This window comes from Rhizobium giardinii bv. giardinii H152 (assembly GCF_000379605.1).
Lineage (GTDB): Bacteria > Pseudomonadota > Alphaproteobacteria > Rhizobiales > Rhizobiaceae > Pararhizobium > Pararhizobium giardinii.
The window spans coordinates 70,687-92,515 of sequence record NZ_KB902746.1 but is presented as its reverse complement, the minus strand read 5'-3'; the positions used below and the strand labels follow the sequence as shown (position 1 = coordinate 92,515).

At 58.1% G+C, this 21,829-nt stretch carries 17 protein-coding genes; 5 read left to right on the top strand and 12 right to left on the bottom strand.

Going from position 1 to position 21,829, the window contains the following annotated elements; translation table 11 throughout:
* Positions 1 to 7 precede the first annotated feature (7 nt).
* From A3AY_RS0132360 to A3AY_RS36775, 6 genes are all read right to left on the bottom strand, one after another.
* Complete coding sequence (locus tag A3AY_RS0132360; protein ID WP_018329815.1) at positions 8 to 316, bottom strand: hypothetical protein; 309 nt, start codon at positions 314 to 316, stop codon at positions 8 to 10.
* Between the two features lie 33 nt (positions 317 to 349).
* Positions 350 to 1,564: a GTP-binding protein gene (locus A3AY_RS0132355; protein ID WP_018329814.1), complete on the bottom strand. Its 1,215-nt coding sequence runs from the start codon at positions 1,562 to 1,564 to the stop codon at positions 350 to 352.
* A gap of 755 nt (positions 1,565 to 2,319) precedes the next feature.
* Positions 2,320 to 3,528 (bottom strand): L-2-hydroxyglutarate oxidase, encoded by a 1,209-nt coding sequence (gene lhgO, locus A3AY_RS0132345; RefSeq protein ID WP_018329812.1) that lies wholly within the window; start codon positions 3,526 to 3,528, stop codon positions 2,320 to 2,322.
* Between the two features lie 54 nt (positions 3,529 to 3,582).
* Positions 3,583 to 4,839, bottom strand: a complete 1,257-nt coding sequence (gene wecC, locus A3AY_RS0132340) for a UDP-N-acetyl-D-mannosamine dehydrogenase (protein ID WP_018329811.1) — start codon at positions 4,837 to 4,839, stop codon at positions 3,583 to 3,585.
* Entirely contained in the window at positions 4,832 to 5,662 is an 831-nt protein-coding gene (locus A3AY_RS36780; protein WP_018329810.1) for a WecB/TagA/CpsF family glycosyltransferase, read from the bottom strand. Before A3AY_RS36780 ends, wecC begins: the two co-directional genes overlap by 8 nt.
* A gap of 1 nt (position 5,663) precedes the next feature.
* Complete coding sequence (locus A3AY_RS36775) at positions 5,664 to 6,947, bottom strand: hypothetical protein (protein WP_154663365.1); 1,284 nt, start codon at positions 6,945 to 6,947, stop codon at positions 5,664 to 5,666.
* Positions 6,948 to 7,288: 341 nt separating this feature from the next.
* Here A3AY_RS36775 and A3AY_RS0132325 point away from each other — a divergent pair, with 341 nt between their 5' ends.
* Both A3AY_RS0132325 and A3AY_RS37275 read left to right on the top strand, forming a co-directional pair.
* Positions 7,289 to 8,260, top strand: a complete 972-nt coding sequence (locus A3AY_RS0132325; protein ID WP_112864762.1) for a glycosyltransferase — start codon at positions 7,289 to 7,291, stop codon at positions 8,258 to 8,260.
* Between the two features lie 656 nt (positions 8,261 to 8,916).
* The gene (locus A3AY_RS37275) at positions 8,917 to 10,533 is read left to right on the top strand and encodes a calcium-binding protein (protein ID WP_478001577.1); all 1,617 of its coding nucleotides are present in this window, start codon (positions 8,917 to 8,919) and stop codon (positions 10,531 to 10,533) included.
* A gap of 172 nt (positions 10,534 to 10,705) precedes the next feature.
* Here the strand turns inward: A3AY_RS37275 and wecB are convergent, their stop codons facing one another.
* The 3 genes from wecB to A3AY_RS36765 all read right to left on the bottom strand — a co-directional run bounded on the left by wecB (position 10,706) and on the right by A3AY_RS36765 (position 14,424).
* Complete coding sequence (wecB, locus tag A3AY_RS0132315) at positions 10,706 to 11,878, bottom strand: non-hydrolyzing UDP-N-acetylglucosamine 2-epimerase (RefSeq protein WP_040669561.1); 1,173 nt, start codon at positions 11,876 to 11,878, stop codon at positions 10,706 to 10,708.
* A 76-nt stretch (positions 11,879 to 11,954) separates the two neighbouring features.
* The gene (locus A3AY_RS0132310; protein ID WP_018329805.1) at positions 11,955 to 12,743 is read right to left on the bottom strand and encodes a CpsD/CapB family tyrosine-protein kinase; all 789 of its coding nucleotides are present in this window, start codon (positions 12,741 to 12,743) and stop codon (positions 11,955 to 11,957) included.
* Positions 12,744 to 12,810: 67 nt separating this feature from the next.
* Positions 12,811 to 14,424, bottom strand: a complete 1,614-nt coding sequence (locus A3AY_RS36765; protein ID WP_174371936.1) for a GumC family protein — start codon at positions 14,422 to 14,424, stop codon at positions 12,811 to 12,813.
* A 421-nt stretch (positions 14,425 to 14,845) separates the two neighbouring features.
* Here A3AY_RS36765 and A3AY_RS0132300 point away from each other — a divergent pair, with 421 nt between their 5' ends.
* Together A3AY_RS0132300 and A3AY_RS0132295 are read left to right on the top strand one after the other, a co-directional pair.
* Positions 14,846 to 15,769: a glycosyltransferase family 2 protein gene (locus A3AY_RS0132300; RefSeq protein WP_018329803.1), complete on the top strand. Its 924-nt coding sequence runs from the start codon at positions 14,846 to 14,848 to the stop codon at positions 15,767 to 15,769.
* Positions 15,770 to 16,160: 391 nt separating this feature from the next.
* Positions 16,161 to 16,841 carry a sugar transferase gene (locus A3AY_RS0132295; RefSeq protein WP_018329802.1) on the top strand — a complete coding sequence of 227 codons (681 nt, stop codon included), beginning with the start codon at positions 16,161 to 16,163 and terminating at the stop codon, positions 16,839 to 16,841.
* A gap of 98 nt (positions 16,842 to 16,939) precedes the next feature.
* Here the strand turns inward: A3AY_RS0132295 and A3AY_RS0132290 are convergent, their stop codons facing one another.
* Together A3AY_RS0132290 and A3AY_RS0132285 are read right to left on the bottom strand one after the other, a co-directional pair.
* The gene (locus A3AY_RS0132290) at positions 16,940 to 17,725 is read right to left on the bottom strand and encodes a response regulator transcription factor (protein WP_018329801.1); all 786 of its coding nucleotides are present in this window, start codon (positions 17,723 to 17,725) and stop codon (positions 16,940 to 16,942) included.
* A gap of 610 nt (positions 17,726 to 18,335) precedes the next feature.
* Positions 18,336 to 19,316, bottom strand: a complete 981-nt coding sequence (locus A3AY_RS0132285; RefSeq protein WP_026204053.1) for a right-handed parallel beta-helix repeat-containing protein — start codon at positions 19,314 to 19,316, stop codon at positions 18,336 to 18,338.
* A gap of 226 nt (positions 19,317 to 19,542) precedes the next feature.
* Between A3AY_RS0132285 and A3AY_RS0132280 the strand changes: the two genes are divergently transcribed.
* On the top strand, positions 19,543 to 20,451 hold the full coding sequence (locus A3AY_RS0132280; protein ID WP_112864763.1) for a glycosyltransferase family 2 protein: 909 nt from the start codon (positions 19,543 to 19,545) through the stop codon (positions 20,449 to 20,451).
* A gap of 59 nt (positions 20,452 to 20,510) precedes the next feature.
* Here the strand turns inward: A3AY_RS0132280 and A3AY_RS36760 are convergent, their stop codons facing one another.
* The gene (locus A3AY_RS36760; RefSeq protein WP_018329798.1) at positions 20,511 to 21,767 is read right to left on the bottom strand and encodes a glycosyltransferase family 4 protein; all 1,257 of its coding nucleotides are present in this window, start codon (positions 21,765 to 21,767) and stop codon (positions 20,511 to 20,513) included.
* Positions 21,768 to 21,829 lie beyond the last annotated feature (62 nt).

Genomic DNA, 21,829 nt, shown 5'->3' with positions numbered 1-21,829 from the left:
TTTCCGCTTAATTGAAATTCGGCGATGCGTTCGCAGAGGTCTGCGGTTGTGATGCGGTGTCGACTGCAGGAAGTTGCTGGATATCGCCAATCCTGCGTACCGCGCCGGCTTCCACCAGGCCGCCAAGCGCTTTCTGCATCAGGTCCACGGCGTTCGCGAAGGCGTCGACCGGCATGATGATCCGTTGGCGAAACACTGGTTTCGGATTGTTGTTTGCGTCGCGTTCCGTGGCGGACAGGGACATCAGGTCGATCCGGACAATCGTCCCGGTGACGGTGATTTCGCTGATGCCGTCAGCATAGAGTTCATTGGTCATTGTGTTCTCCCCTTGGTTGATGATTGAGATCTGTTAAGCAGCATGCGCCTGCTCCCACGGCGGAAACGGGTCATGTAGGTGATGTGCAAGCTCCGGATCGAAGCCACCTTCTTGTCCGATCAGGCTGTCGTCGAGTGCTGCGCAGATGGTGTCTTCGTCGAGGCCCGCGCCAATGAAGACCAGTTCCTGCCTGCGATCACCCCAGGCGGCGCTCCAATGCCGGTTGATCTGGGTGATGAATTGGGGGTGACGGGGCCAGTATGCCCGTGGCACCGTCACCCACCACCGGCCGCGCGCCTCCGTGCGGCACTGCTTACCGGCTATCGATAGCAGACCGATCCAGTCGGGGCGGGTCGCCAGCCAGAAATGACCTTTCGCGCGGATGAGGCCCGGCCATTTCTTCGCAAGGAAATCCTGAAGTTTTACGGGATCGAAAGGACGGCGCGCGCGGTACACAAAACTGGTGATGCCGTATTCGTCCGTTTCGGGGAGATGGTCCCCCCAGCCGAAGAGCTCCTTGTGCCAGAGCGGATGCCGTGAAGATTTCGCCTCGCTGAAGAGGCCGGTGTCAAGTATTGACGAAAGCGGCAGATTGCCGAAGTCCGTTTCGATGATGCGTGCATCAGGGTTGAGCGCTGCAATGATCCGGCGCAGGCTGGTCCGCGTCTCGATCGTCACTTCCGAAATCTTGTTGATCACCACGATGTCGGCAAATTCGATTTGCTCGACGAGAAGATCGACCAGGGTACGCTTGTCGTTCGCGTCCCGCGTTTCGCCGCGATCGCTCAGAAAATCCAAGCTGGAATAGTCGGCGAGCAGGTTTACCGCGTCAACGACCGACACCATGGCGTCGAGCCTGGCGACATCACACAGAGCCGCACCCGCTTCGTCCCGGAAGGAAAAAGTTGCCGCAATCGGCAGGGGTTCTGCAATACCGGTCGCTTCCACGACGAGGTAATCGAAGCGCTTCTCAGCAGCAAGCCTGCGAACTTCGCCGAGCAGGTCGTCGCGGAGTGTGCAGCATATGCATCCGTTGCTGAGTTCGACCAGCGTCTCGTTCGTGCGCGACAGATCGGCTCCACCCTCGCGAACGAGATCCGCATCGATGTTGATCTCGCTCATGTCGTTGACGAGGACAGCGACGCGCAGTCCATCGCGATTGCGCAGGACATGGTTCAGTATCGTCGTCTTGCCCGCGCCAAGAAAACCCGACAACACGATTACGGGGAGCCGGTTATCGCCTTTCATCCGAATCCCATTCCTTCTCTCTGTTGCCAGATGCTGTTTGAAGGCAAAGTACACACCGAAATTTCCTCAACCTGCGGCGGCCTCGATCGTCATTTTGGAACTGATTGACCCCGGTATTGACCCAACCATCTTGCCAATTTTCTTGTGCCGGCGAACGACCCCAATCGGTGGTATCCGGCATCGCGGTCGCTCCACCGATGTGATTAGGGTGGTTAACCGAACAGCAAGATCCGCGGTCGTGACGCTGCCGCTGCTGCACGAAACGGCGGCCACTGTGAGCAGCAGTCGAAACAGCAGCCCGCGACGCTTCTTGACGGGTGGACGATGCGGCGCCGTCCCGACGTCCAGGATGTCCTGTCACTTGCCGGTTTCAATCGCCGCGGAGTCCACAGAATGGCTCATCCAGAGAAGGCCGGCGGCGCCAACCGCGGCAAAGGCGAGGCAAACTGCGATCACCCGCCGGCGTGAGCCGGGGAGACTGGGCTTACGGTCACCGGGGTCGCTCTGACAGCCGAACGCACGGTGATCTTCAGCGAGCCCGGAATTCAGGTAGTTGTCGTTGGCGTTAATGGCTGGCTCCCCCCTGGTGCACATCCGCGTCGCGATCCCGGACGGTTGGCGATAAAGCATTAGCGTAGTCTAAAGCGCGCGCCGATCCAGTTATCACTTTGGCTGAGGTTCCGCTCCCGAATGACAGCGCGCGTCTTTGACCCGCAACGAGTGGCGGCCTGTTCCTGCCAGTCCCGGTCCGGAGATTACGCGTAGTTGAAATGCGCGCCCGCAATGTCGGCGATGTGCCTGCCGATCGGCAATGCCGACGTGGCGGCGGGTGACGGCGCATTGAGCACATGGACAGTGCGCGCCGTCCGTTCGATCAAAAAATCATGCAACAGACGGCCGTCGCGGTTGACGGCCTGGGCGCGGATGCCGGCTGGATGCGGATGCAGATCGGTCAGCTCCAGTTCCGGGCAGTAGCGCTGGCATAAGGCAAGATAGCGCCGACGGCTGAGCGAATTGGCAATCTCCGCCAGCCCGGAGCGTATATTGTCGACGATCATCCGGCGGAAACCTCGGAAACGGGCCATTTCCCAGAGATCCCTGGAATTGATATCGCCAAATCGATAGCCGTCACGGGCAAAGGCCAGAACGGCGTTCGGGCCGACCGTCACGAAGCCGCCGATCATCGGCGTCAGATGCACGCCGAGAAACGGCAGAGACGGGTCCGGAATCGGATAGATCAGGTGTTGAACGATACGGTTCAGGCTGGGGCTCAGGCGGAAGTATTCGCCTCGAAAAGGGATGATGGCAAGCTCGGCGGCGAGGCCGCACAGTCGCGCCAGCCGATCGGCATTGATGCCGGCACAGGCAACAACATGGCGAGCGCGAAGCAGAGCGCCGTCGTTCAGAACAATCTCGACGCTATCGGGTTGTTCACTGAGATCGCGAACGTCAGAGTTGGTCATGATCGTGCCGCCGGCCTCGGTCAGGATTGTCCCCATGCGGCGCGTGATCTTGCCATAGTCGACGATGCCGGATGCGGGGATGAACAGGGCCCCAAGGCCGGTTATATGTGGCTCGCGCTCGGTTAACTCGTCTTTTCCAACACGGTGAACCTCGAGTCCGTTGGCGCGTGCGCGCTCATGGAGCTTCTCCATACGCGGCAGTTCCTCTGCGCTGGTCGCCACAAGCAGCTTGCCGCGCTGTTCGAAGGGTATGCTGTACTCTTCGCAGAAGCGCATCGTTGCCGCGCTGCCCTGCCTGCAAAACTGCGCTTTGAGGCTGCCGGGTTCATAGTAGACGCCAGCGTGGATGACGCCGCTGTTGCGTCCCGTCTGATGGCCGGCAAGGATCGGCTCCTTTTCAAGAACCGCTATGGCTTTGCCAGGAAAGCGCCGCGACAGCTGCATCGCCGTTGACAGTCCGACAATGCCGCCGCCGATAACCACGATGTCGAAGTCCGCCATCCGCCCGACGCCCTTCCCTTTCAGCCATCATCAGACTGGAAGCATTAGCATTTCTCAGTGCCACGCGCCACGCGTGTCGTAGATAACCTTGCCGCCAAGGCGTGTATGCCTTATGGCCTTGAATGGCTCATGTTCGACAAGAAGGACGACGATGTCCGCGCGCTCGACTGCCTGATGGGCACCCTCCAGACGGAGATTGCTGTATTCCGACAGCTGCCTGGGCATGACGCTGACATAGGGATCCGAGACGAAGATATCCACCTCCGGGAGCGCTTTGGCGATGAGCCCTACAACCTCGATCGCCGGGCTTTCCCGAACATCGTCGACATTTGCCTTGAAGGTCAGGCCCAGGCACGCCACCGTCGGTGAGCGGAACCTTTTCGCCTTCTCGACGACCTGGGCGGCGACATGGTGCGGTCGATGGTCATTGACCTCGCGCGCCGTGCGGATCAGGCGCGAGAGTTGCGGCGCGGCGGAAACGATGAACCACGGATCAACAGGAATGCAATGGCCGCCGACGCCTGGTCCCGGGTTGAGAATGTTGACGCGCGGATGCCGGTTGGCCAAGCGGATCACTTCCCACACGTCGATATGAAGGGATTCGCTGATCAGGGAAATTTCATTGGCGAAAGCAAGGTTGACATCGCGATAGGCGTTTTCAACCAGCTTGGCCATTTCGGCGCTTGCCGCATCGGTTAGCAGAATTTCGCCTTGAGCGAACAGCCGATAGATGGACGCCGCCTTTTCGGCGCATCTCGGCGTCAAACCACCGACGACGCGGTCATTGGTGATGATCTCGATCATGATGCGGCCGGGAAGAACACGCTCCGGGCAATGGGCGACATATATGTCTGCACCCGTTTCGCCGTCCCGCGGCATTTTGAGATCCGGTCGCAGGGCGCCGATCCAATCGCACACCTTTTGCGTGGTGCCGGGAGGGGACGTGGACTCGAGCACCACGATGTTTCCCGATCGCAGCATGGGAGCGATCTGCTCGGCGGCGGCTTTGACATAGGACAAATCGGCGGTTCGGTCCTCGTTGAACGGGGTTGGCACCGCGATGATGAAAGCGTCTGCTTCTGGTGTTTCGGTTGTGGCGGTCAATCGACCCATCGCGACAGCGCCGCTGACGCCTACGGCGAGATCCGGCTCGACGAAAGGAACTTCGCCGCGTCTCACTGCCGCAACGGCCGCCGGATTGACATCGACCCCGATCACATCGATGCCGCGCGTTGCGATGGCAACGGCGGTGGGTAGGCCGATATATCCCATTCCCAGTATGGCCAATCGGCCCTTGAACACGTCAGTCATCGGCAATGCTCCGAAGTTGGGCGTCCGGGAGCATCGGACTGCCGGATGTTACACGATGGTTTGCCCCAGCCAGGAAGGGATGATCGGGATGGAACATTTCACGGGCGGTGAGCTGGGCGAAGCTCGTATTTGTCTTCAGATAACGCCACCAGAGCCGCCTGGGTTCCTGCAGCAGCCTGTACGCCCATTCCATGCCACACTTCTGCCAGGCAATCGGCGCCCTTTTTGTCAGGCCCGCCATGATGTCGAAGGAACCACCCACGCCGTGCATCACCGGCACGCCGAGGGAGGCACCGTAGGAGCCTAGAAATATCTCCTTCTTCGGCGACGTCATTCCGAGGAAGAGCATGTCGGCGCCGGACTCCCTGATTCCGGCTGCGATCTGCCCCGCTTCAGCGGCCTCATAATATCCGTGATGACTGTAGGCGATTTTCAGACCGGGAAAGCGCCGTGCCACGACGTGTAGCATCTCCGCGAGAACATCCGGCTTTGCCCCCAAAAATGCGACGGAGCGGCCTTCCTTGTGGGCAAGGAGGAGAAGTCGACTGAAAATGTCGATCCCTGCAACACGTTCAGGCAGCGGCCGACCAAGCAACTTGCTTGCCCAAACGATGGATTGGCCATCCGCCAGCAAAAGATCGCACTCCATCAGCGATTCACGTAGCGCAGCATTTCTGCGCAACTCCACGACCTTGGCTGCATTGAGAACCCCAAGAAGGATCGGCCGCCTTGTGATGAGCGCCGTACGGCAGTGTTCGATCACCTCGTCCATACGCATGGCGTCCATATACATGCCGAACAAAAGCTGACGTTGCGCCTGCATCTCAGATCTCCTTTGCAGGCGTGGCCTTTGCCGAGCCGGGGGCCAGCCTGGTGACCACTTCGCCCGAGAGCCACGCGTATAGCAGCCAGCCCAACTCATAGGGGCGGCATTCAAAATCCACTTGATTGGGAGGAAAAAGCACATCAAGGGCCGGCATATGCAGGCCGGGAACCAATGCGGTCGTGACGGCAGAAATTGCCCGCACTGCCTTGCGGGGTTCGCGGCGCGCCACTTTACGCCAGATCACGCCTTTTTCGGGAACAACGAGCGGTACCGCGACCTCGGGATGCCTATCGAGCCACCGCAGACCTTTGGCGATCGCCCCGGAGTGGTCGAAACCTCCTGCCTCCCTGAGATCGAGCAATGCCATCGGCGCCATCGCGTGCTGGTGGACACTATAGACGGGGTAGCCTTCGACCACGCTTCCGTCGCGCGTATCATAGTGCCACCACCATTGCCCGGCGGCCCCCTGCAAGGCGCAAATCCGTTCCGCGCATGCCTCGGCGGCCGACAGCGCCGAGACATCGCCGCGGGCCATATGAAGACGAGACAGTGCCTGTATCGGGTAGACCTGATCGGCAAAGCAACCGACATGGGCCCGCAAGCGTCCGCTTACCGACGCGGGGAGCATGTGGGGAAACAGCCCCGCCGGGGATAATCCCGACATCAGCCGTTTTGCGGCGAACGCGGTCAGATCCTGCGTGTCGCCGAATTGTTCTGCCGCCAGCGCGGCCGTCAATGTCCATGCACAGTGAACCGTCGCGATGGGGGCGTGGGAGGCAGGGAGCAGACGAAGCTTTCGAAAGAGTGGGGCTGCATGAAATCGCCCTGCCTCGGCGGCCGCCCAGGCGGCCAGCGCCACAGCGCCCGTGTCGGCAGATGTTTCGGCGCGTGCGGCGCATGCATGGGCCAGTTCGGACGCCGTGCTGCCGTTCAGTATCTGCTGCTGAATTCCCTCGTCGGCGTAGGATAGGCCGAGGGCAACGATAGCCGCATAGCGAAGACTGTCGCCTTCGAGCCGTTCCGACGAGTGGGATCCGTCTTTGACCGCGCGCAACGTGTGGCCGAATGCTCCGTCGTTATGCATGCGCGGCAAGCCTCGCAATGCGATGCCCAGCAATTGAACGACCTGGGCCTGCCCCTCACGCGACGTCAATTCAATGGCTTCCAGCCTGTCGAGCGTGCCGATGCGGCGCAGTTCGGGTGCAGGGCTGCTGTGACTACTGTTTTCCGATGGAGCGTTTTGTGTTCTCGCAGACAATGAATGCTGAAAATCAATTGGCATGAAAACCCCTCGCACTCGCGTTTAGAGGAGATGGCCGCTCACCAAGGCGAAAACGGGCGCATCGTCCAAAGACGCGAAAAATCGACGCGTCGACGACATGCTAGAAAATCCCCGCAGATATTCCAGCGCACTCAAAGGCTTACCGACCCGGCATCCGCATGCCGCCAATGGTATTGGGATACATCGATCGGCTTACCCGGATTGGATGCCGTTTAGCATTCCGGATTAGCGTTCGCTCCGAACGGGTCTTCTGCTACGTCTCTCGACCGTCTTCCGGCCCGGGCTCTTTTTCTACAAGGATTGCGGAAGTGCCATGTCGGGTGTGGATGCGAGAGCGCAAGATGGACGCTTCAACGAGACAACAGGAACATCATACAGGCAGCAGCGCAGCCGCGGCCCTGGTTGCGCGCAGACTTGCTGTCGTCACGGTCACCTACAACAGCGCTTCTGTGTTATCCGGTTTGCTGGATAGTCTGAACGCGGGGCTCGAAGGCGTCGAGCAATATGAAGTGATTGTCGTCGACAACGACTCGCACGATCACTCCGTCGATCTCGCCCTCGCTCACCCGATCGGCGCTAGGGTTATTCGAACGGGTCGCAACGCCGGCTACTCAGCCGCCATCAATGCCGCGACCGCGACTATTGATCCGTCTACCGATCTGCTCGTTCTCAATCCGGACATCCGCCTGCAGCGGGGCTGCATAAGCAGTCTGTACGCAGGTCTTCGTTCAGCCGGAGTAGCGGTGCCGCAGGTCCTTGGAGAGGACGGCGGCATTTCGAGGTCCATCCGCCGCGAGCCGTCTTTGGTTACCGCATGGTCGGAGGCGCTGCTGGGAGGCACGCTCGCTGCACGATTGGGGCTTGGTGAAATTGTCGATGGAGCTGCCGTCTACCGCGAGGGAGGCCCGATCGAATGGGCAACCGGCGCCATCCTGTTGGTGTCCGCCGAAGCTCGTAAAGCGGTCGGTGAATGGGATGAGAGCTTCTTCCTTTATAGCGAGGAGGTTGATTATCTTCGCCGCGTCCGGACAGCAGGCCTTGAGGTTCTGTATGTTCCGCAGGCCTTGGCGGTCCACATTGGCGGCGACTACCACAGCAGCCCGTTCCTCACCGCTCTTATGACGGCCAATCGCATCAAGTATTATCGGCGGTACCATAACCCGTCGGCGTCGGTATTGTTTCGGCTCGGGATCATCATCGGTGAGGCGATCCGCCTGGCAGTCGGATTGGGGCATCGCTCGGCATTCAGGGCCGCGGTCGGCTTGAGCGACGGTCTCCAGGCCGACCTAAAACGGCTTGGCGCTGTCCAATAGCCTATATCCCCTGTTTGTAAGCTCCGACTTTCTCGAATCACCGGACGTATCGGCTGCCCAGCAGCCCTGTTTCGTCTCTTTCACCGCCCGTGTGCGTGGAAAAACCGCCGAAATGCGGTTGAGCCGAGCGTTCTTATACTCTTAGGTTGCCGAGAAAATTTTTTCAGAAAAAAAGATGGCTTATTTGCCCGGCGAGACGATCGCGTGGAGTTTGAAATTTTTTTGCAAATAGTTTCAGCGCAGTAGTCAGACTGCAGGTTGCGCTTTTGTATGATTATTTAAAAATTTTGAAAACTTTATTTTTTCGGTAGCCGCCGGAAATTAACCAATTATTTCATAGTAGCAATGTCTAATTCAATTTATTACGGCGATTATAAGGCGCCGACTTTTGGCTTTTATGGGCCTGTTCCTACTGCATTGCACAACGTTGGAAGTTGCAATAGGTCTCCGTTTTATAGGTTCGGCTTACCAAAAAAGAGGTAGTCGGCTTAGCAGTAAGACCATCTTGAAACGGGGTTTAAGGGCTGAGGAGAAAGGCTATAACAACAGTGGCAGATTTTCCAGATGCAACCAACACGGGCGTCACGTCCGGCGCGACGCTGACCCAGTATAACGGCACGCTTCACATCACCGAAGACAATGCCGTCATCAGCAACATGGAAGTGACCGGCGATATCGTCATCGACGCCCAGAACGTTACGCTGAGCAATATCAAGCTGACGTCCACCGGTGCATGGACGGCGATCCGGGTCATGGACGATGCGAGCGGCTTCACGCTGCAGAACAGTGAAATCAACGGCAAGGGCCTCAGCCAGAACGGCATCTACGGTCACGGTACGTTTATNGGCAACGACATCTACGGCGTCGAAAACGGCATCACCGTGGCCGGTCCGTCGGATATTCGCGACAACTACATCCANAACTTCCTTGGCACCGCCGAAGCCCATTACGACGGCNTCGAGGTCAATGGCGGTCACGACATCGACATCGTCCACAACACCGTCGTCGTCGATCACGGCCAGACCTCGGCGGTGATGCTCGACAACTGGGCTGGTGGCTTGTCGAACATCACGGTTGAAAACAATCGCCTGGCGGGCGGTGGCTACACCGTTTATCTCGATGACACTTTTGGTGGCGGCGCCGTCGATGACAGCTCGATCAAGATCATCAACAACCAGGTCGGCGACGGTCAATGGGGTGATTTTGCGCTCTATGGCAACAACCCGGTGATGTACGGAAACACCGACCTGAACACCTTGCCGGATACCGGTACGGACACGGGCACCGACACCGGTACGGACACGGGCACCGACACTGGAACAGATACCGGCACGTCAACCGTCTACACGGGCACCGCAGGTGATGACATCTTGCCGGTCACCGGAAAATCCAATGCGGGCAGCGAGACCTACAACGGGCTTGGCGGCGATGATCTGCTCAAGGGCGGTGCCGGCGCGGACGTTCTTGATGGCGGTGCAGGCACCGATACGGCAAGCTATTCCGGATCGAACGCTGCCGTGAAGGTCAATCTTGGAGCAAGCACCGCATCCGGCGGCGATGCAACTGGCGACAAGTTCACCAGCATCGAAAAACTGCTCGGCTCCGGCTTCGGCGACACCCTGCAGGGCAATACCGAAAGCAACGTATTGAACGGCAGCAGTGGTGCCGACAAGCTCGACGGCGCAGCAGGCACGGATACCGCCTCCTACATCGGCGCCGCGACCGGCGTTACGGCAAGCCTTGCCAACGCTGCGAACAACACGGGCGACGCCAAGGGCGACACCTATGTGTCGATCGAGCGGCTGTCCGGTTCGAGTTTTGCCGACAAGCTCTATGGCGATACGGGTGCCAATTTGCTTTCCGGCGGCGCCGGCGATGATGTCCTCAAGGGCAGCGGCGGCAGTGACGCGCTTTATGGCGGTCTCGGCGCGGATGATCTGGTGGGCGGCTCGGGCGCCGATACCTTCGTCTTCAATGCGGCGAGTGAGAGCACGTCTGCATCGACGGGCCGAGATTCGATCTTCGACTTCTCGGGCACCGGCGGTGACAGGATTGATCTGGCGGACATCGACGCCAATTCGGCAGCGTCCGGCGATCAAGCTTTCACCTACCTCGGTACTGCTGCCTTCACTGGCAAGGCCGGCGAACTACGTTACGTCAAGCAGGCCTCTGACACCTATGTATATGGTGACACCAATGGTGACAGGAATGCCGATTTCGCCGTTCATCTTGATGATGCAGTGTCGCTGTCGAAGGGCTATTTCCTTCTGTGATCCGACGTGTGCTACAGGGCCGCGCGCCGTGTTTGACGCGCGGGGGCTGTAGTGCGGCCTTGGATGCCTGCTTGTCATGAACCGCGATAAACCAAAGGCGACCCTCCGGTCGCCTTTGGTGTTCAAAACATCCGGACTGCTTCTTGGGGATGTCGCCTCGCTCTCGATCGTCTCAGGCCGCGACCACCCGTGTCGGCGCCGGTTCTGTAGCAGGCCCGAACTCGGCTGGTCGGTCTGCCAACCCAAAGAAATGCTCGATAGCCTGAACGGAGCGCATCGCGGCTTGTCCGTCACCGTAAGGGTTTATGGAGCGCGCCATCTTCTGGTAAGCACGTCGATCCGTCAAAAGGCTAGTCACCTCGGCAACGATCCGATCCTCGCTCGTACCGACGAGCCGCACAGTGCCGGCTGCGACGGCCTCCGGACGTTCGGTTGTGTCACGCATGACCAGGACCGGCTTGCCAAAGCTGGGGGCTTCTTCCTGGACGCCGCCGCTATCGGTGAGCACGATCGTGCAGTCGCGCATGGCCTTGACGAAGTCGCCATAATCGAGCGGCTGTGTAATCACCACATTTTCAAGCCCGGCAAGCGGAGGAAGCAGGACGTCGCGCACAGCCGGATTGAGATGGGCTGGAAGGAGAAAGGCAATCTCCGGAAATATCCGCGCCAGCCGCGCGATGGCGCGAGCGGACTGTGCCATCGGTTCCCCCCAGGATTCGCGCCGATGAGCGGTTATCAGAACGCTCTTTCTACCCCTGATCCGGTTGAGGTCGGGATTTTCACTTGAGCTGTTTCGCCCCGACACCTGCAGCAGGGCATCGATGACGGTGTTGCCCGTAACGACGATTTCGCATTCGGCGACACCGTCATTCAGAAGATTTTGCTTCGATGTCCGGGTCGGCGCCAGGTGCAGCGCCGCGAGTTGGGTTGTGAGGCGCCGGTTGATTTCCTCGGGGAAGGGGTTGTGGCGATCGCCGGTCCTCAGGCCCGCCTCAAGGTGGATCAACGGGATTTTGCGGTAGAACGCGGCCAATGCAGCGGCAAAGCAACTTGTCGTGTCGCCCTGGACCAGAAGAGCGTCGGGTGCTTCCGTCTCAATGACGTTCGAAACTCCAATCAAAACACGAGTCGTGACGTTTTCGAGGCTTTGCGATTGCGTCAGGATATTGAGATCATGGCTAGGTTGGATGTCGAACAATCGGTTGACCTGATCAAGCATTTCGCGATGTTGACCTGTAACTGCGACGATTGGCCTGCAATGGCTCGAACGAGCGAGTTCGCCGATCAGGGGTGCCATCTTGACCGCCTCCGGGCGGGTGCCATAGACGATCAGTATCTTGCGCATCGCCATCTCCTTATAGTCTGTGTTCATAGCGCTTCGGAAAGAGAGATCTTCAGAGTCATCGACACGAATGCCCCGGTCACCGGTCGGTGTACCTGCATCTGTTCAAGACTGCGCCAAGCACCTTGGTGCGTTCCGCCAGATACCGCTCGCATTCGTCCACTTCGTCGAAGGTGCTGCTGTCGGCTGCTGCAACCAGGATCGCGCAATCCACGTTGGGCAGGAAAGCCGTAACATCGTCACTTGCGAGCACTGCGGGCATGTCGAACAGGATCACATCCGGTTCAAGCTTCGCTTGCAGGTCCTGCAGTATTCTTGCCGCGTCCTGGGATTGCAGCAGTTCCGCTGAAAACTGTACGGGCTGATGGTTCGTGCCGATCGCCAGATTGTGCCCGTGCCGCAGGAAAAGGTTATGGGTTGCGGTGTGGCCTCTCAGAAACTCCTCCATCGACGCTGGAGCTCTCACGCCAAGCATCGCGCCGATTGCGGGGTGTTTCAGATTGAGATCGATCAGCAGTGTCCGGCAGTCTTCCTGATGGGCAAGGCTGAACGCCAGATTGAGCGCGACAAGCGATTTTCCGCAGGAGGGAGTCGGCGATGTGATCGCCACGGAAGTCCAGTTGTTCTGGCGCAGATTCTGCAGCACCCGAGTCCGCAACATATCAAACGGGGCGTGCGCGGGATCGGCACGGCCTATGGTGACGATGCGGTTTTGAAGTGCTCTTTCCTGGTCAAGATCAAGCGGCGACAAGTTTTCCCAGGCGATTTCGCGTCCGAGCCGCGTGCAGGCCTGAATTGCCTGCTCTGTCAGCCGGTCCGTGCTGTGAAAGCGCCGGGTCTCCTGCAGTGATGGCGGAACGTGCTTCATGTTTTCAACTCTGATCCTGATGACAAGTACAGTTCGTGTTGGGCGATACTGAAAATATGCATTGGACTTATATCTGCTCGGCGATGGTTTCCCGGTCGGTTGAAGGTGACTGCATCCAGACAGGGTCAGCAACGATGAAGGAGATCGGTATCACTCCGACGGCGATCATTGCCGCGATGCGGCGCCTCAGTCTTGAGGGCGGAAGCTCGCCGGGGAGGCTGATATTTGGGATCGTGGCCAACGGCGGAGATTGAAGCAGGCGCTCCAGTTCCACCGGCCTGCGAACCTTTTTATTGAACACTTCGAGTAAAACGACAAAAGCCAGTCCGAGTCCGATCCCGGCAACGGAGGCGAGGCCCACTAGTCGCTTCCGTTGCGGGCGGATCGGCTGGCTGGGCGGCGTCGCTGCTTCGAGAACCGAGAAGCGCTCACCGTCCGAACGCATCTCTATCTGCTCGCCGGTCAACGCTTCTGCGCGCCTTGCGATTGCGGCGTTATATTGCGTCTGTATGTTTTCCCGGTTCCGCTCAAGCGAATTCAGGACGGTCTCGCTTGCCGGCGTGCCACTGATCGCCTGGGTCAGTTCTTCTATGCGCCGGGCGACGGATACCTTCTCTGCTGCCACGGCCTGAAGACGCTTGTCGACATCCGAAAGCTGCAGGTTAAGGCCAAACGGCGTGCCCTGCGTAGCGGCCGCTCCCGCCTTCTTCGTGCCTTCTGGCTTGATGGCCAGCAGACTGTTCTGCAGCGAGGCGATCCGAAGGCGAAGCGCTGAAATGTTTGGGCTTGCTTCCGAGAAAATCAGTAGTTGCTCGGACAATGCCCTGTTCAGCTCCGCGAGCATTTGCTGTTCCGGCGTGAGCGAAACGGCGCCGACAAGCTGCCCAGAAGTAGCGTACGTGGCGACAAGGCTGCTCCGCCTGGTGCGGAGATCGGATTCTTCGCGTTCCAGAGCGATCAGCCTGTCCTGGAGACTGCTTTGCTGGCTGCGGTGAAATTCAAGGCTGTCGGGCAGCGTGTCCTTGTGTTCGGTCTTGAACTTGAGGATATCTGCCTCGAGCCGGCTCAAATCGGAGCCCAGTCGGGAGACCTCCCGGTTGAAGAATTGCAGCGTGCTTCCTGCACGATCGGTGCGTTGACGCTGGTTTCTGCCCAGGATCATCGCAGCAAGTTCGTTGGCACCGTTTGCGGCAAGATCCGGCTCGTTGGCCTGGAATGATACGCTGAAGATCGACGCACCGTCACCTTGTGGGTCAAGCTGCAGTTGCTCGAACGCAATACGAGCGCGCATGTCTTTGACGATATCGTCTCCGTCAGGCTGCTTCTCGCTATCGTCATAGACATGCAGCTTCTGCGCAAGGGCAATTAAGTCGGCCCGCGTCGTGATCTGTTGTTGAAGGATCTGCAGCTGCGCGACCGCGCCTATCGGAACTGTTGAACGAGCCAGTTCAGCCGGTATTTGCGGAGACTCCGCCAGAATTTTGGCGCTTGCACGGTATACGGGTGAGAGAAGCAACGCCACCGATACCGCAGATACAAATACGGTGGCGGCAATCGCCAACACATATGGCATCCTCTGCAGCAGGATCGAACGGTAGAAACGTATGTCGCGTATATCTATGTTGCCCATTGCGCAGACACTCAACTCCCGGAACCAGATTGGCGTCGTGATGGAAGTCATTGTTCGGCGGTTCGCAGTTGCGGAATAGATAGTCAATATGAGGTGGGAAAGGGGGTCGCCGTCCGCGCAAGTAGTACTTTCGGACATGGCAACTCACCCGATGCGTTAGGCATTATCCGGGCGTGGCAATTGGCTTTAGCCGGTTGCCCCGCCTTGTCCTTGATGCTTCGACGCGCTTGCAAACGGTGCAGCCGTGTGCCGACAAGACGCAGATCGGTGGGACCATGTCTTTCCCCCAAAAGGCGTACTTGGCGCGGAGCGGCCCCCCATTTTGCACCCAGGCGTTCAGCCGCACTGCGCCTCAAGGCGGGGGGTGGCGCGTCTTCCTACGTCCGGCCCGTTCATGGTCTGATGAGAGCATCCGCAATCGCGGAGGCGTGCCTGTGCCGCCTATTCTGGTTGAACCCGGCGGGAAGATTTGATGGACGATCCCTTGCAGCTCAGCGTGATCATTCCGCACCTCAACGAGCCCGACGATCTGCGTCGCTGCCTTCTTTCCTTGAATGCGCAGCACGCAGACGGCATCCCGTTCGAGATCATCGTCGTCGACAATGGTTCAACCGAAATGCCTGCGGCTGCGTGTTCTCACATTCAAAATCTGCGGTTGGAGCGCGAAATTCTTCCCGGTCCAGGCCCTGCGCGCAATTTGGGCGCCTCTCTCGCCCGGGCTGAGATACTTGCGTTCATCGATTCTGATTGCATTGCGCAACCGGGGTGGGTGCGCGCAGTTGTCGGGTACATGGCCAGGAATCCCGATATCGATCTCATCGGCGGCGAAATTGGAGTCCTGCTCGACAATCCCGCGTGCCCGAGCGCAATCGAGTCCTACGAGAACATTTATAGCTACCGAGCGCGCGTTTACGTGGAACGCTATGGTTTTGCGGCAACGGGCAACATGGCCGTACGAGCCCGGGTTTTTCAGTCCGTTGGGCCCTTCGGCGGAATTGCAACGATGGAGGATACCGAGTGGGGCCAGCGAGCAACGAGTCTGGGCTATCGGATCGCCTTTCTGCCTGAGGCGCGGGTTCTGACGCCCTCCTGCAAATCCTTTGCAGAACTGGCCCGTCGATGGGACCGGCACGTGGCCCATGAATATGGGAAAGTCGCCGGCCGACGCAAGGCGATGTTGCGATGGTTCGTCGGCTGCGCAATCGTGGTTGCTTCGCCCCTGGCCGAAAGCATAAAAATCATGAGGACGGACCGTGTCTCGGGTATGCGAAATCGCCTGCTCGCGATGGTTTGCCTGACGCGCATTCGCCTTCACCGGGGGCGCCGAATGTTCGATCTGGCGCTACGCGGCGGTTCAAGCCGGTTCGTGGAAAATTGGAACCGCGAGCGGTCCTGATTTCCCTTTTCGCGCCGGTCCTCTTTGGTTTTTGCCTTGCACCGCGAGGGCGAACTGGTTGGCAACAACCTTGACGCGATGCCCCCACTCGATCCGGTCAACAAGGCAGAAGCACCGCGCCTCATCGGCAAAAATCCCCGCCTTTGTTTGAATTTTTCCAAGTTCGGTTCGAGCTCATCGCTTTGTCGCCGGGCGACCTACATCCAATTGTTTAGATTAGGTTTATTGAGTTTCTTTACAATATGTTTAATATCTAATTAATAGAGGGATTTCCGGATCAGCGCACAAAATAAGAGAACGGAAATCATTGTCTCAGGCACAACCTCATTCTTCATCTCTTGTGTCGGATCAGCCTGACTGTTCTTAAAAAATTCATATTGCTGGAGGGCGTATGTCAAAAATAGAGATGCAATACTCCTTGCGGCTTGTCCCGCAGAGCGTTCCGGATCGCCAGGCGATCAAGCCGCGATTCCTCTATTTCACCGCCAAGCGTGCTTTTGATGTCGTGGTGACATTGCTGGCCGCGCCGTTTGCGCTCGCAATTGTTGGAATATGTGTGGTGTTGATCCGCAGCGACGGCGGCAAGGCTTTCTACCGCCAGCCGCGTGTCGGGAAAGGGGGAAGATTATTCCATCTTTGGAAGCTTCGTACCATGGCCCCCGATGCAGAGAAGCGGCTGCAAACGTATCTCGCCGCCGATCCCGTGGCGAAGGCGGAGTGGGAGACCATGCAGAAGCTCAGAAACGATCCGCGCATTACCAGATTGGGTAAATGCTTGCGCAAATACTCCATTGATGAAATTCCGCAACTATACAATGTACTTGTTGGGGACATGAGCCTTGTTGGTCCGCGTCCGATGCTTCCCGAGCAGCGCCAACATTACCCAGGGACGGCCTATTTCGACATGCGCCCAGGACTGACCGGGCTTTGGCAAATCAGCGAGCGTAATGGGTGCACCTTCACCGAACGGGCGCTGCATGACACCCGGTACTCCGGCATCATGTCCTTTAGCACCGATTTGTGGATATTGATGCGGACGCCCGCTGTCGTCCTCAAGGGAACCGGTCTCTAACCGGTTCAGACAAACAAAAGAGAAGGCAAAGCACGGTCTGGTGCTTTGCCTTAGTGCGTAGATTTATCTCTTTTCGGCTAAAGGGCCTCGATCAAGTGCTAGTGTTCACTTGCGTTCATACTCTCGACCGTAAGCGGGAAAAGATCCTTGATCTTGTAGGCCACCTCGGTTCTGTTGGTCGCCTTGACCTTCTTCATGATGTTGCGGATGTGGACCTTTACGGTGCTTTCCCGCAGGTTCAGTTCATAGGCGATGATCTTGTTGGCTTTTCCGCGCCGCAGCGCCTCGACCACTTCAGCCTGTCGTTCGGTGAACATGCCGGCGAGGGGCCGCGCGGCTGGATTGCCAGATTCGATCGCCTGGCGCATGGCCAAGACGCTGCTGGCCGGAACGAAGATACCGCCTGCCATTGAAAGGGCAATCGCCTCGATGCAAACGTCAATGCTGACTGAAGAAGGAATATAGCCCTTGGCACCGCATTCGAGCGCCTTCATGATTTGCGAGAGCTCATCGGTATCGGCCAATACGATGATTGGCGCTTCCAACGCCGAAGATAGCCTGCGGATTTCCTCGGCAACGGCCGGTTCGGCAATTTTCTTGCCTCCCACGTTCAACAGAATTGCAGCCAGCGGGGGATAGTCGTGGCGCTTGCGTTCCCACTCATTGATCGAGCCGAATGCCAGAACGTCCATATCCATCTTGTGGGCAGATATGCAGTAGGCAAGGCATTGCCGATCAAGCGCGCGGTCGTCGATGATCAGCAGCGAACGTCCTCGCGTTACGTGATCGGTATCGTCCAGAGTGTGGGATGGGTCGATTGTTGGTGCTGCATGAAAAAGACTGTTCTGTACTGGCTTGCCATTCGTCATTGTCAGCGAGTTCATAGGTACCTTACTCCCTTAAAGACACATGCTCACCGGCCCCGATCCATTCGAGGTGTTTTACACAGCGCATGTGCTAGCCCCAGTTTTTAATGCGGGCCTTGAGCCCTTTTATACATGATCAATAAAACGAAGATTTTCTATGCGTACCTGCTTATATTAACCGATCCTTACGAGATTGCATAGCTTTAGAGTAATTTCGTGAACTGTTTGTTTTTCAAGGGAAAAATGCCTGATCACCCAATAGAGGTAAAATATTATCCCTAAGCATACCCCCTATCTTTTTGGGGGATCCTTGGAGTGTTTTATGTATTGCCGACCGTGGAATGACGAATCCTGCCTCTTTTTTAGGCCCTGGCGATTGAGCAGGCAAAACGACATTTCGCTCATCTAAGGATGAATTTGCTGGCTCGATGAAACGAGAAAGTGTATTTTTGTGGCCTGTATGTAAAATACAGTAAAAGCTGGTCCCCGGGTGCCAGGAATTTCTCGTCTCAGCCGAGGTCGCTTCAACTTCTGCTGGACGTTGCCATTACTTTCACCCTCCTTGAAAGCGCGGCCCGGACAGCACCGGCTAAAGGATGCGATCGTGGCGCCCCTTGTCTCGCACATTTCACCGGTTCACCGGCGTCCCAAGCTTGTCGTCAATGTTTCCGGACCATTTTGGGGAGTTTTTCTGGATGGAGGCGTATCCGTAGTAACCTCGTCCCAGCCTATTGCCCAGGAACGTAACGTCGGAGATTTTGCTGTCAGTGAATTGGCCGTCAGCGTAAACGGTGTATCCGCCGCCTATAAGTCGATTGCCTTCGATCAAGACGCCGGAGATGGGACCGAAATAGTTGCTCAGCATGACCGCCGATGTTTGCTGGTGCGGATTGATCACCGTATTGCCGCGGATGAGGACATCCGATATGCCTCCATCCGCGGCAATTCCGTCAAAATGGGGCTCTCCCCAATCGGATTGCAGGTCATGTATATAATTGTTTTCAATGGATAATTTTTCAGTCTCGGTCAGGTAGATCCCGTCTTCCACGTGATGAATGTCGCAGCGGCGGATCGAAACATTGCGGCCGGAAACGCTGATCCCCCGAGTACCAGGCGTGCTTTGACCATTTATCTCGCAATTTTCTACGGTCACTCCGTCCGCGCGGATGTCTAACGCCGCCCACCCTTTGGCGGTTATGCGGCAATTCCGGAGCGTCACGTTGGGAGCCGCGATCGTGACCGGCCCCTGAAAATCCAGGCCACTTAGCGTTTCCCCGGCGACCTCAAGGCTGAAACGCGTGGCAGGGAGGAGGTTCACATCTGCGGGTACGCCGGTGTTCGCTGCCTCGGGATAGGCGCCGGCCTCAGCGCGCGCCGCCGATGCGCGCACCAGTTGCGACCTTTCTTGCGCTACGGCATCGGCCGCCCCACGCATTTCGATCGCAGCCGGGAGGAGCCAGGCGGCGGCAAGCAGCAGTTCAAGTGTTACCCAGTGTCTCATGGCGATCTCAAAACACCCCCCCAGAAGAGTTGGAAGTGTGTCCAACTCTTTGGCAGAAATAAACTTCGATTTACGTCGCTGAAGTGGCGGGGCTTCGAATGAGGGCATACCTCTTATGCTTGCTTGCCCGTCTGTAGGCGGCCTGGAAACCGACTATCGGTCGCACGAAGGATCATCCAAATGGGGAGCGTTTAATCGGCTGGATATTCCGTGCAAGCCTGATGGCATCGCCCTCACGAATAAAGATAAATTGTGTCGCTCGTGATCGTCCCATAGGGAAGAAGGGTCGTGTTGCGCCGTTACGCCGGTTTCAATTGTGTGGATTCTTCTTCTGATGAAAATATCGGTGATCCTACCCACGTATAATCGAAGCGACTGCCTGGTGGCAGCCATGAACAGCGTGCTCTCGCAATCCTATGAGGATTTGGAGCTGATCGTTGTCGACGACGCTTCCACGGAAGATATTGAGCGCGTCGTTCGCAGCGTGGATGACCGTCGGATAACTTATGTAAGGCGCTTACGAAACGGTGGCGCTGCAGCCGCGCGAAATACCGGCCTAGGTCACGCCAAAGGAGACTATATCGCCTTCCAGGACAGTGACGATCTGTGGTTGCCCGGTAAACTGCAAAAGCAGCTTACGCTGTTCTCTTCAATTCCCAGCAATGTCGGCGCCGTTACCGGTGCAAAAATCATCTATGGCCGCGACAACGAGCAGAACTACGGCCCCGGCCGCGTTGCCTACGCGCCCATCCCTGAAGGGCGACTGCGCCTTGGTGAAGACCAGCTGGGACACCTTCTCGTAGAGAACCGGATCAGTCTGCAAAACGCGTTGTTCCGGAAAAACTGCATTCCGGATGCGGAATGGTTCGATGTTTGCGCCAAGGCCAATGAAGACTGGGAGTTCGCCATCAGACTGGCCCAGCATACGTCCATCTACGAGGACATCGAACCGGTTGTGCTGGGCTTCGTCTCGCACGACAGCATTTCGAGAAATCGCCGCAAGGAAACGATCGGCGTGCTGCGCATTCTGAAAAAGAACAAAGACGTCCTGCAATGTCGAAAGAAACAGCGGTCGCTGATGCTGATCGATGTCGGCCGCTATTTCCACACCGTGGGCAAGAAAAGACGAATGATCAGGTTCCTGGCGGCTGCGCTTAAGGATTATCCGCTTCATGTAAAGCTGATCGGTTCCATTCTACTCGGCAAGCTGTTTAAAAGAAGGCCCCGCCGGCCTGCCACTTGATGGCCGGTGACAGTGTGGGGGTGCACGCTCAGCGCCAGAGCGTCGCTTAGACGTCCTCGTTACTGCCCGTATTCAGCGGCCTCCGGTGGCCAGCGCCCCGAGCGTGCTGCCGAAAGGATTGCCAGCTCACGGAGCTTCTTGCTTTTCTTTCGAGCGGGGTCGTGATTTGCAAATTCCAGCGTGAGGGCCAAGCGTGCCGAACGCGCGGCGTCGGCAAAGCTTCTGCGGGGCGGACTGGCCAGGACATGCCGGTAGATGTCCAGTTGCAGATCGATCGCTCGCTTTAGGCTGAAGCGCTCAGCCACCACCTGTCGCCCGTAGGAGCCGAGCCTGCTGCGGCGGGCAGGGTCGAGAAGCAATTCTTCAATCTGTCGGGCGAGCCGGTGGGAACCGGCCGATGCATCGCTTAACCCGTAGAAGCCCTGCTTCAGAAACAGGTCATAGGTTGTCGGTTCGAATATCTCGGAAAACGCCTTTTCACCCTGGACGATCAGCGGGCGACCGATCGCCAGCGCTCGCAGTGCAGAGCTTCCCATCCCCACCACGAGATCCGCTGCGGCATAAGCCGGCCTCGGGTCCATTTCGGCGCCCGGGAGAAGAACAACATCTCGACCGTGCCTCAGGTTTACAGCTTTTGCCCGGCTGGCCAGCGCCTCGCGGGCGGGGCCGTCACCAACCAGGACAAGTTTCAGCGGATATTGGCCTGCGAGCATATCGACAGCATCGAGGGCCCGCACCAAGGCATCCAGCTTGAGGTCGAGCGCGAGGCGCGAGACGCTGACTACAAGAAAGTCATCCGCAGACACGCCGAGCCTGCTGCGGAACGCGCTGCCGTCAATGCGGGGATTGTCGTAGTCTACATCGATCGGCGGCTCCAGCACCCAGACGTCGCTCCGCTGAACCTTGCGTGCCTGTGCTCCGAGATCTGCCGTTCCCATTATCAGAGGAACCGAAGCAGGAACGTAGGGCATCACGTCCATGCTCAGCACAGTACACAACAACGGCACATTGAGGAAAAGCGAAGCGCCGTAATAGGCATCCAGACAACTTGGCCACTCGTAGGTGTGGACGAGGTCGATCCGGTTTCGTAATGCGATGGTGGCTATTTGAGCTATTCGTGATGGTGCCGGGCGGTAGTGCAGGGGCCGAGCGGGAATGAACCGCAGCCCACGTTCGGCGATGTAGTCAACAAGCGGGCCAGGGATGCCGTAGACGATCACCTCATGACCCGCAGCAGCTGCACCGGCTGCGAGATCGATTGCGTTGATCTGGCTGCCGCCGATCGACAGGTCATGCGGATAGACAAGAAGACGCATCGTTTCCCTCGGTTTTCGGCTTCTCGGCACCATCCTGCTCCGTCGCCGGGACGGGGTGGACG

What these genes read in the sequence shown, in the direction of transcription:
- A3AY_RS0132360 (WP_018329815.1), bottom strand. Translation starts at nt 316, where the DNA reads ATGACCAATGAACTCTATGCTGACGGCATCAGCGAAATCACCGTCACC.
- A3AY_RS0132355 (WP_018329814.1), bottom strand. Translation starts at nt 1,564, where the DNA reads ATGAAAGGCGATAACCGGCTCCCCGTAATCGTGTTGTCGGGTTTTCTT.
- lhgO (WP_018329812.1), bottom strand. Translation starts at nt 3,528, where the DNA reads ATGGCGGACTTCGACATCGTGGTTATCGGCGGCGGCATTGTCGGACTG.
- wecC (WP_018329811.1), bottom strand. Translation starts at nt 4,839, where the DNA reads ATGACTGACGTGTTCAAGGGCCGATTGGCCATACTGGGAATGGGATAT.
- A3AY_RS36780 (WP_018329810.1), bottom strand. Translation starts at nt 5,662, where the DNA reads ATGCAGGCGCAACGTCAGCTTTTGTTCGGCATGTATATGGACGCCATG.
- A3AY_RS36775 (WP_154663365.1), bottom strand. Translation starts at nt 6,947, where the DNA reads ATGCCAATTGATTTTCAGCATTCATTGTCTGCGAGAACACAAAACGCT.
- A3AY_RS0132325 (WP_112864762.1), top strand. Translation starts at nt 7,289, where the DNA reads ATGGACGCTTCAACGAGACAACAGGAACATCATACAGGCAGCAGCGCA.
- wecB (WP_040669561.1), bottom strand. Translation starts at nt 11,878, where the DNA reads ATGCGCAAGATACTGATCGTCTATGGCACCCGCCCGGAGGCGGTCAAG.
- A3AY_RS0132310 (WP_018329805.1), bottom strand. Translation starts at nt 12,743, where the DNA reads ATGAAGCACGTTCCGCCATCACTGCAGGAGACCCGGCGCTTTCACAGC.
- A3AY_RS36765 (WP_174371936.1), bottom strand. Translation starts at nt 14,424, where the DNA reads ATGACTTCCATCACGACGCCAATCTGGTTCCGGGAGTTGAGTGTCTGC.
- A3AY_RS0132300 (WP_018329803.1), top strand. Translation starts at nt 14,846, where the DNA reads ATGGACGATCCCTTGCAGCTCAGCGTGATCATTCCGCACCTCAACGAG.
- A3AY_RS0132295 (WP_018329802.1), top strand. Translation starts at nt 16,161, where the DNA reads ATGTCAAAAATAGAGATGCAATACTCCTTGCGGCTTGTCCCGCAGAGC.
- A3AY_RS0132290 (WP_018329801.1), bottom strand. Translation starts at nt 17,725, where the DNA reads ATGAACTCGCTGACAATGACGAATGGCAAGCCAGTACAGAACAGTCTT.
- A3AY_RS0132285 (WP_026204053.1), bottom strand. Translation starts at nt 19,316, where the DNA reads ATGCCCTCATTCGAAGCCCCGCCACTTCAGCGACGTAAATCGAAGTTT.
- A3AY_RS0132280 (WP_112864763.1), top strand. Translation starts at nt 19,543, where the DNA reads ATGAAAATATCGGTGATCCTACCCACGTATAATCGAAGCGACTGCCTG.
- A3AY_RS36760 (WP_018329798.1), bottom strand. Translation starts at nt 21,767, where the DNA reads ATGCGTCTTCTTGTCTATCCGCATGACCTGTCGATCGGCGGCAGCCAG.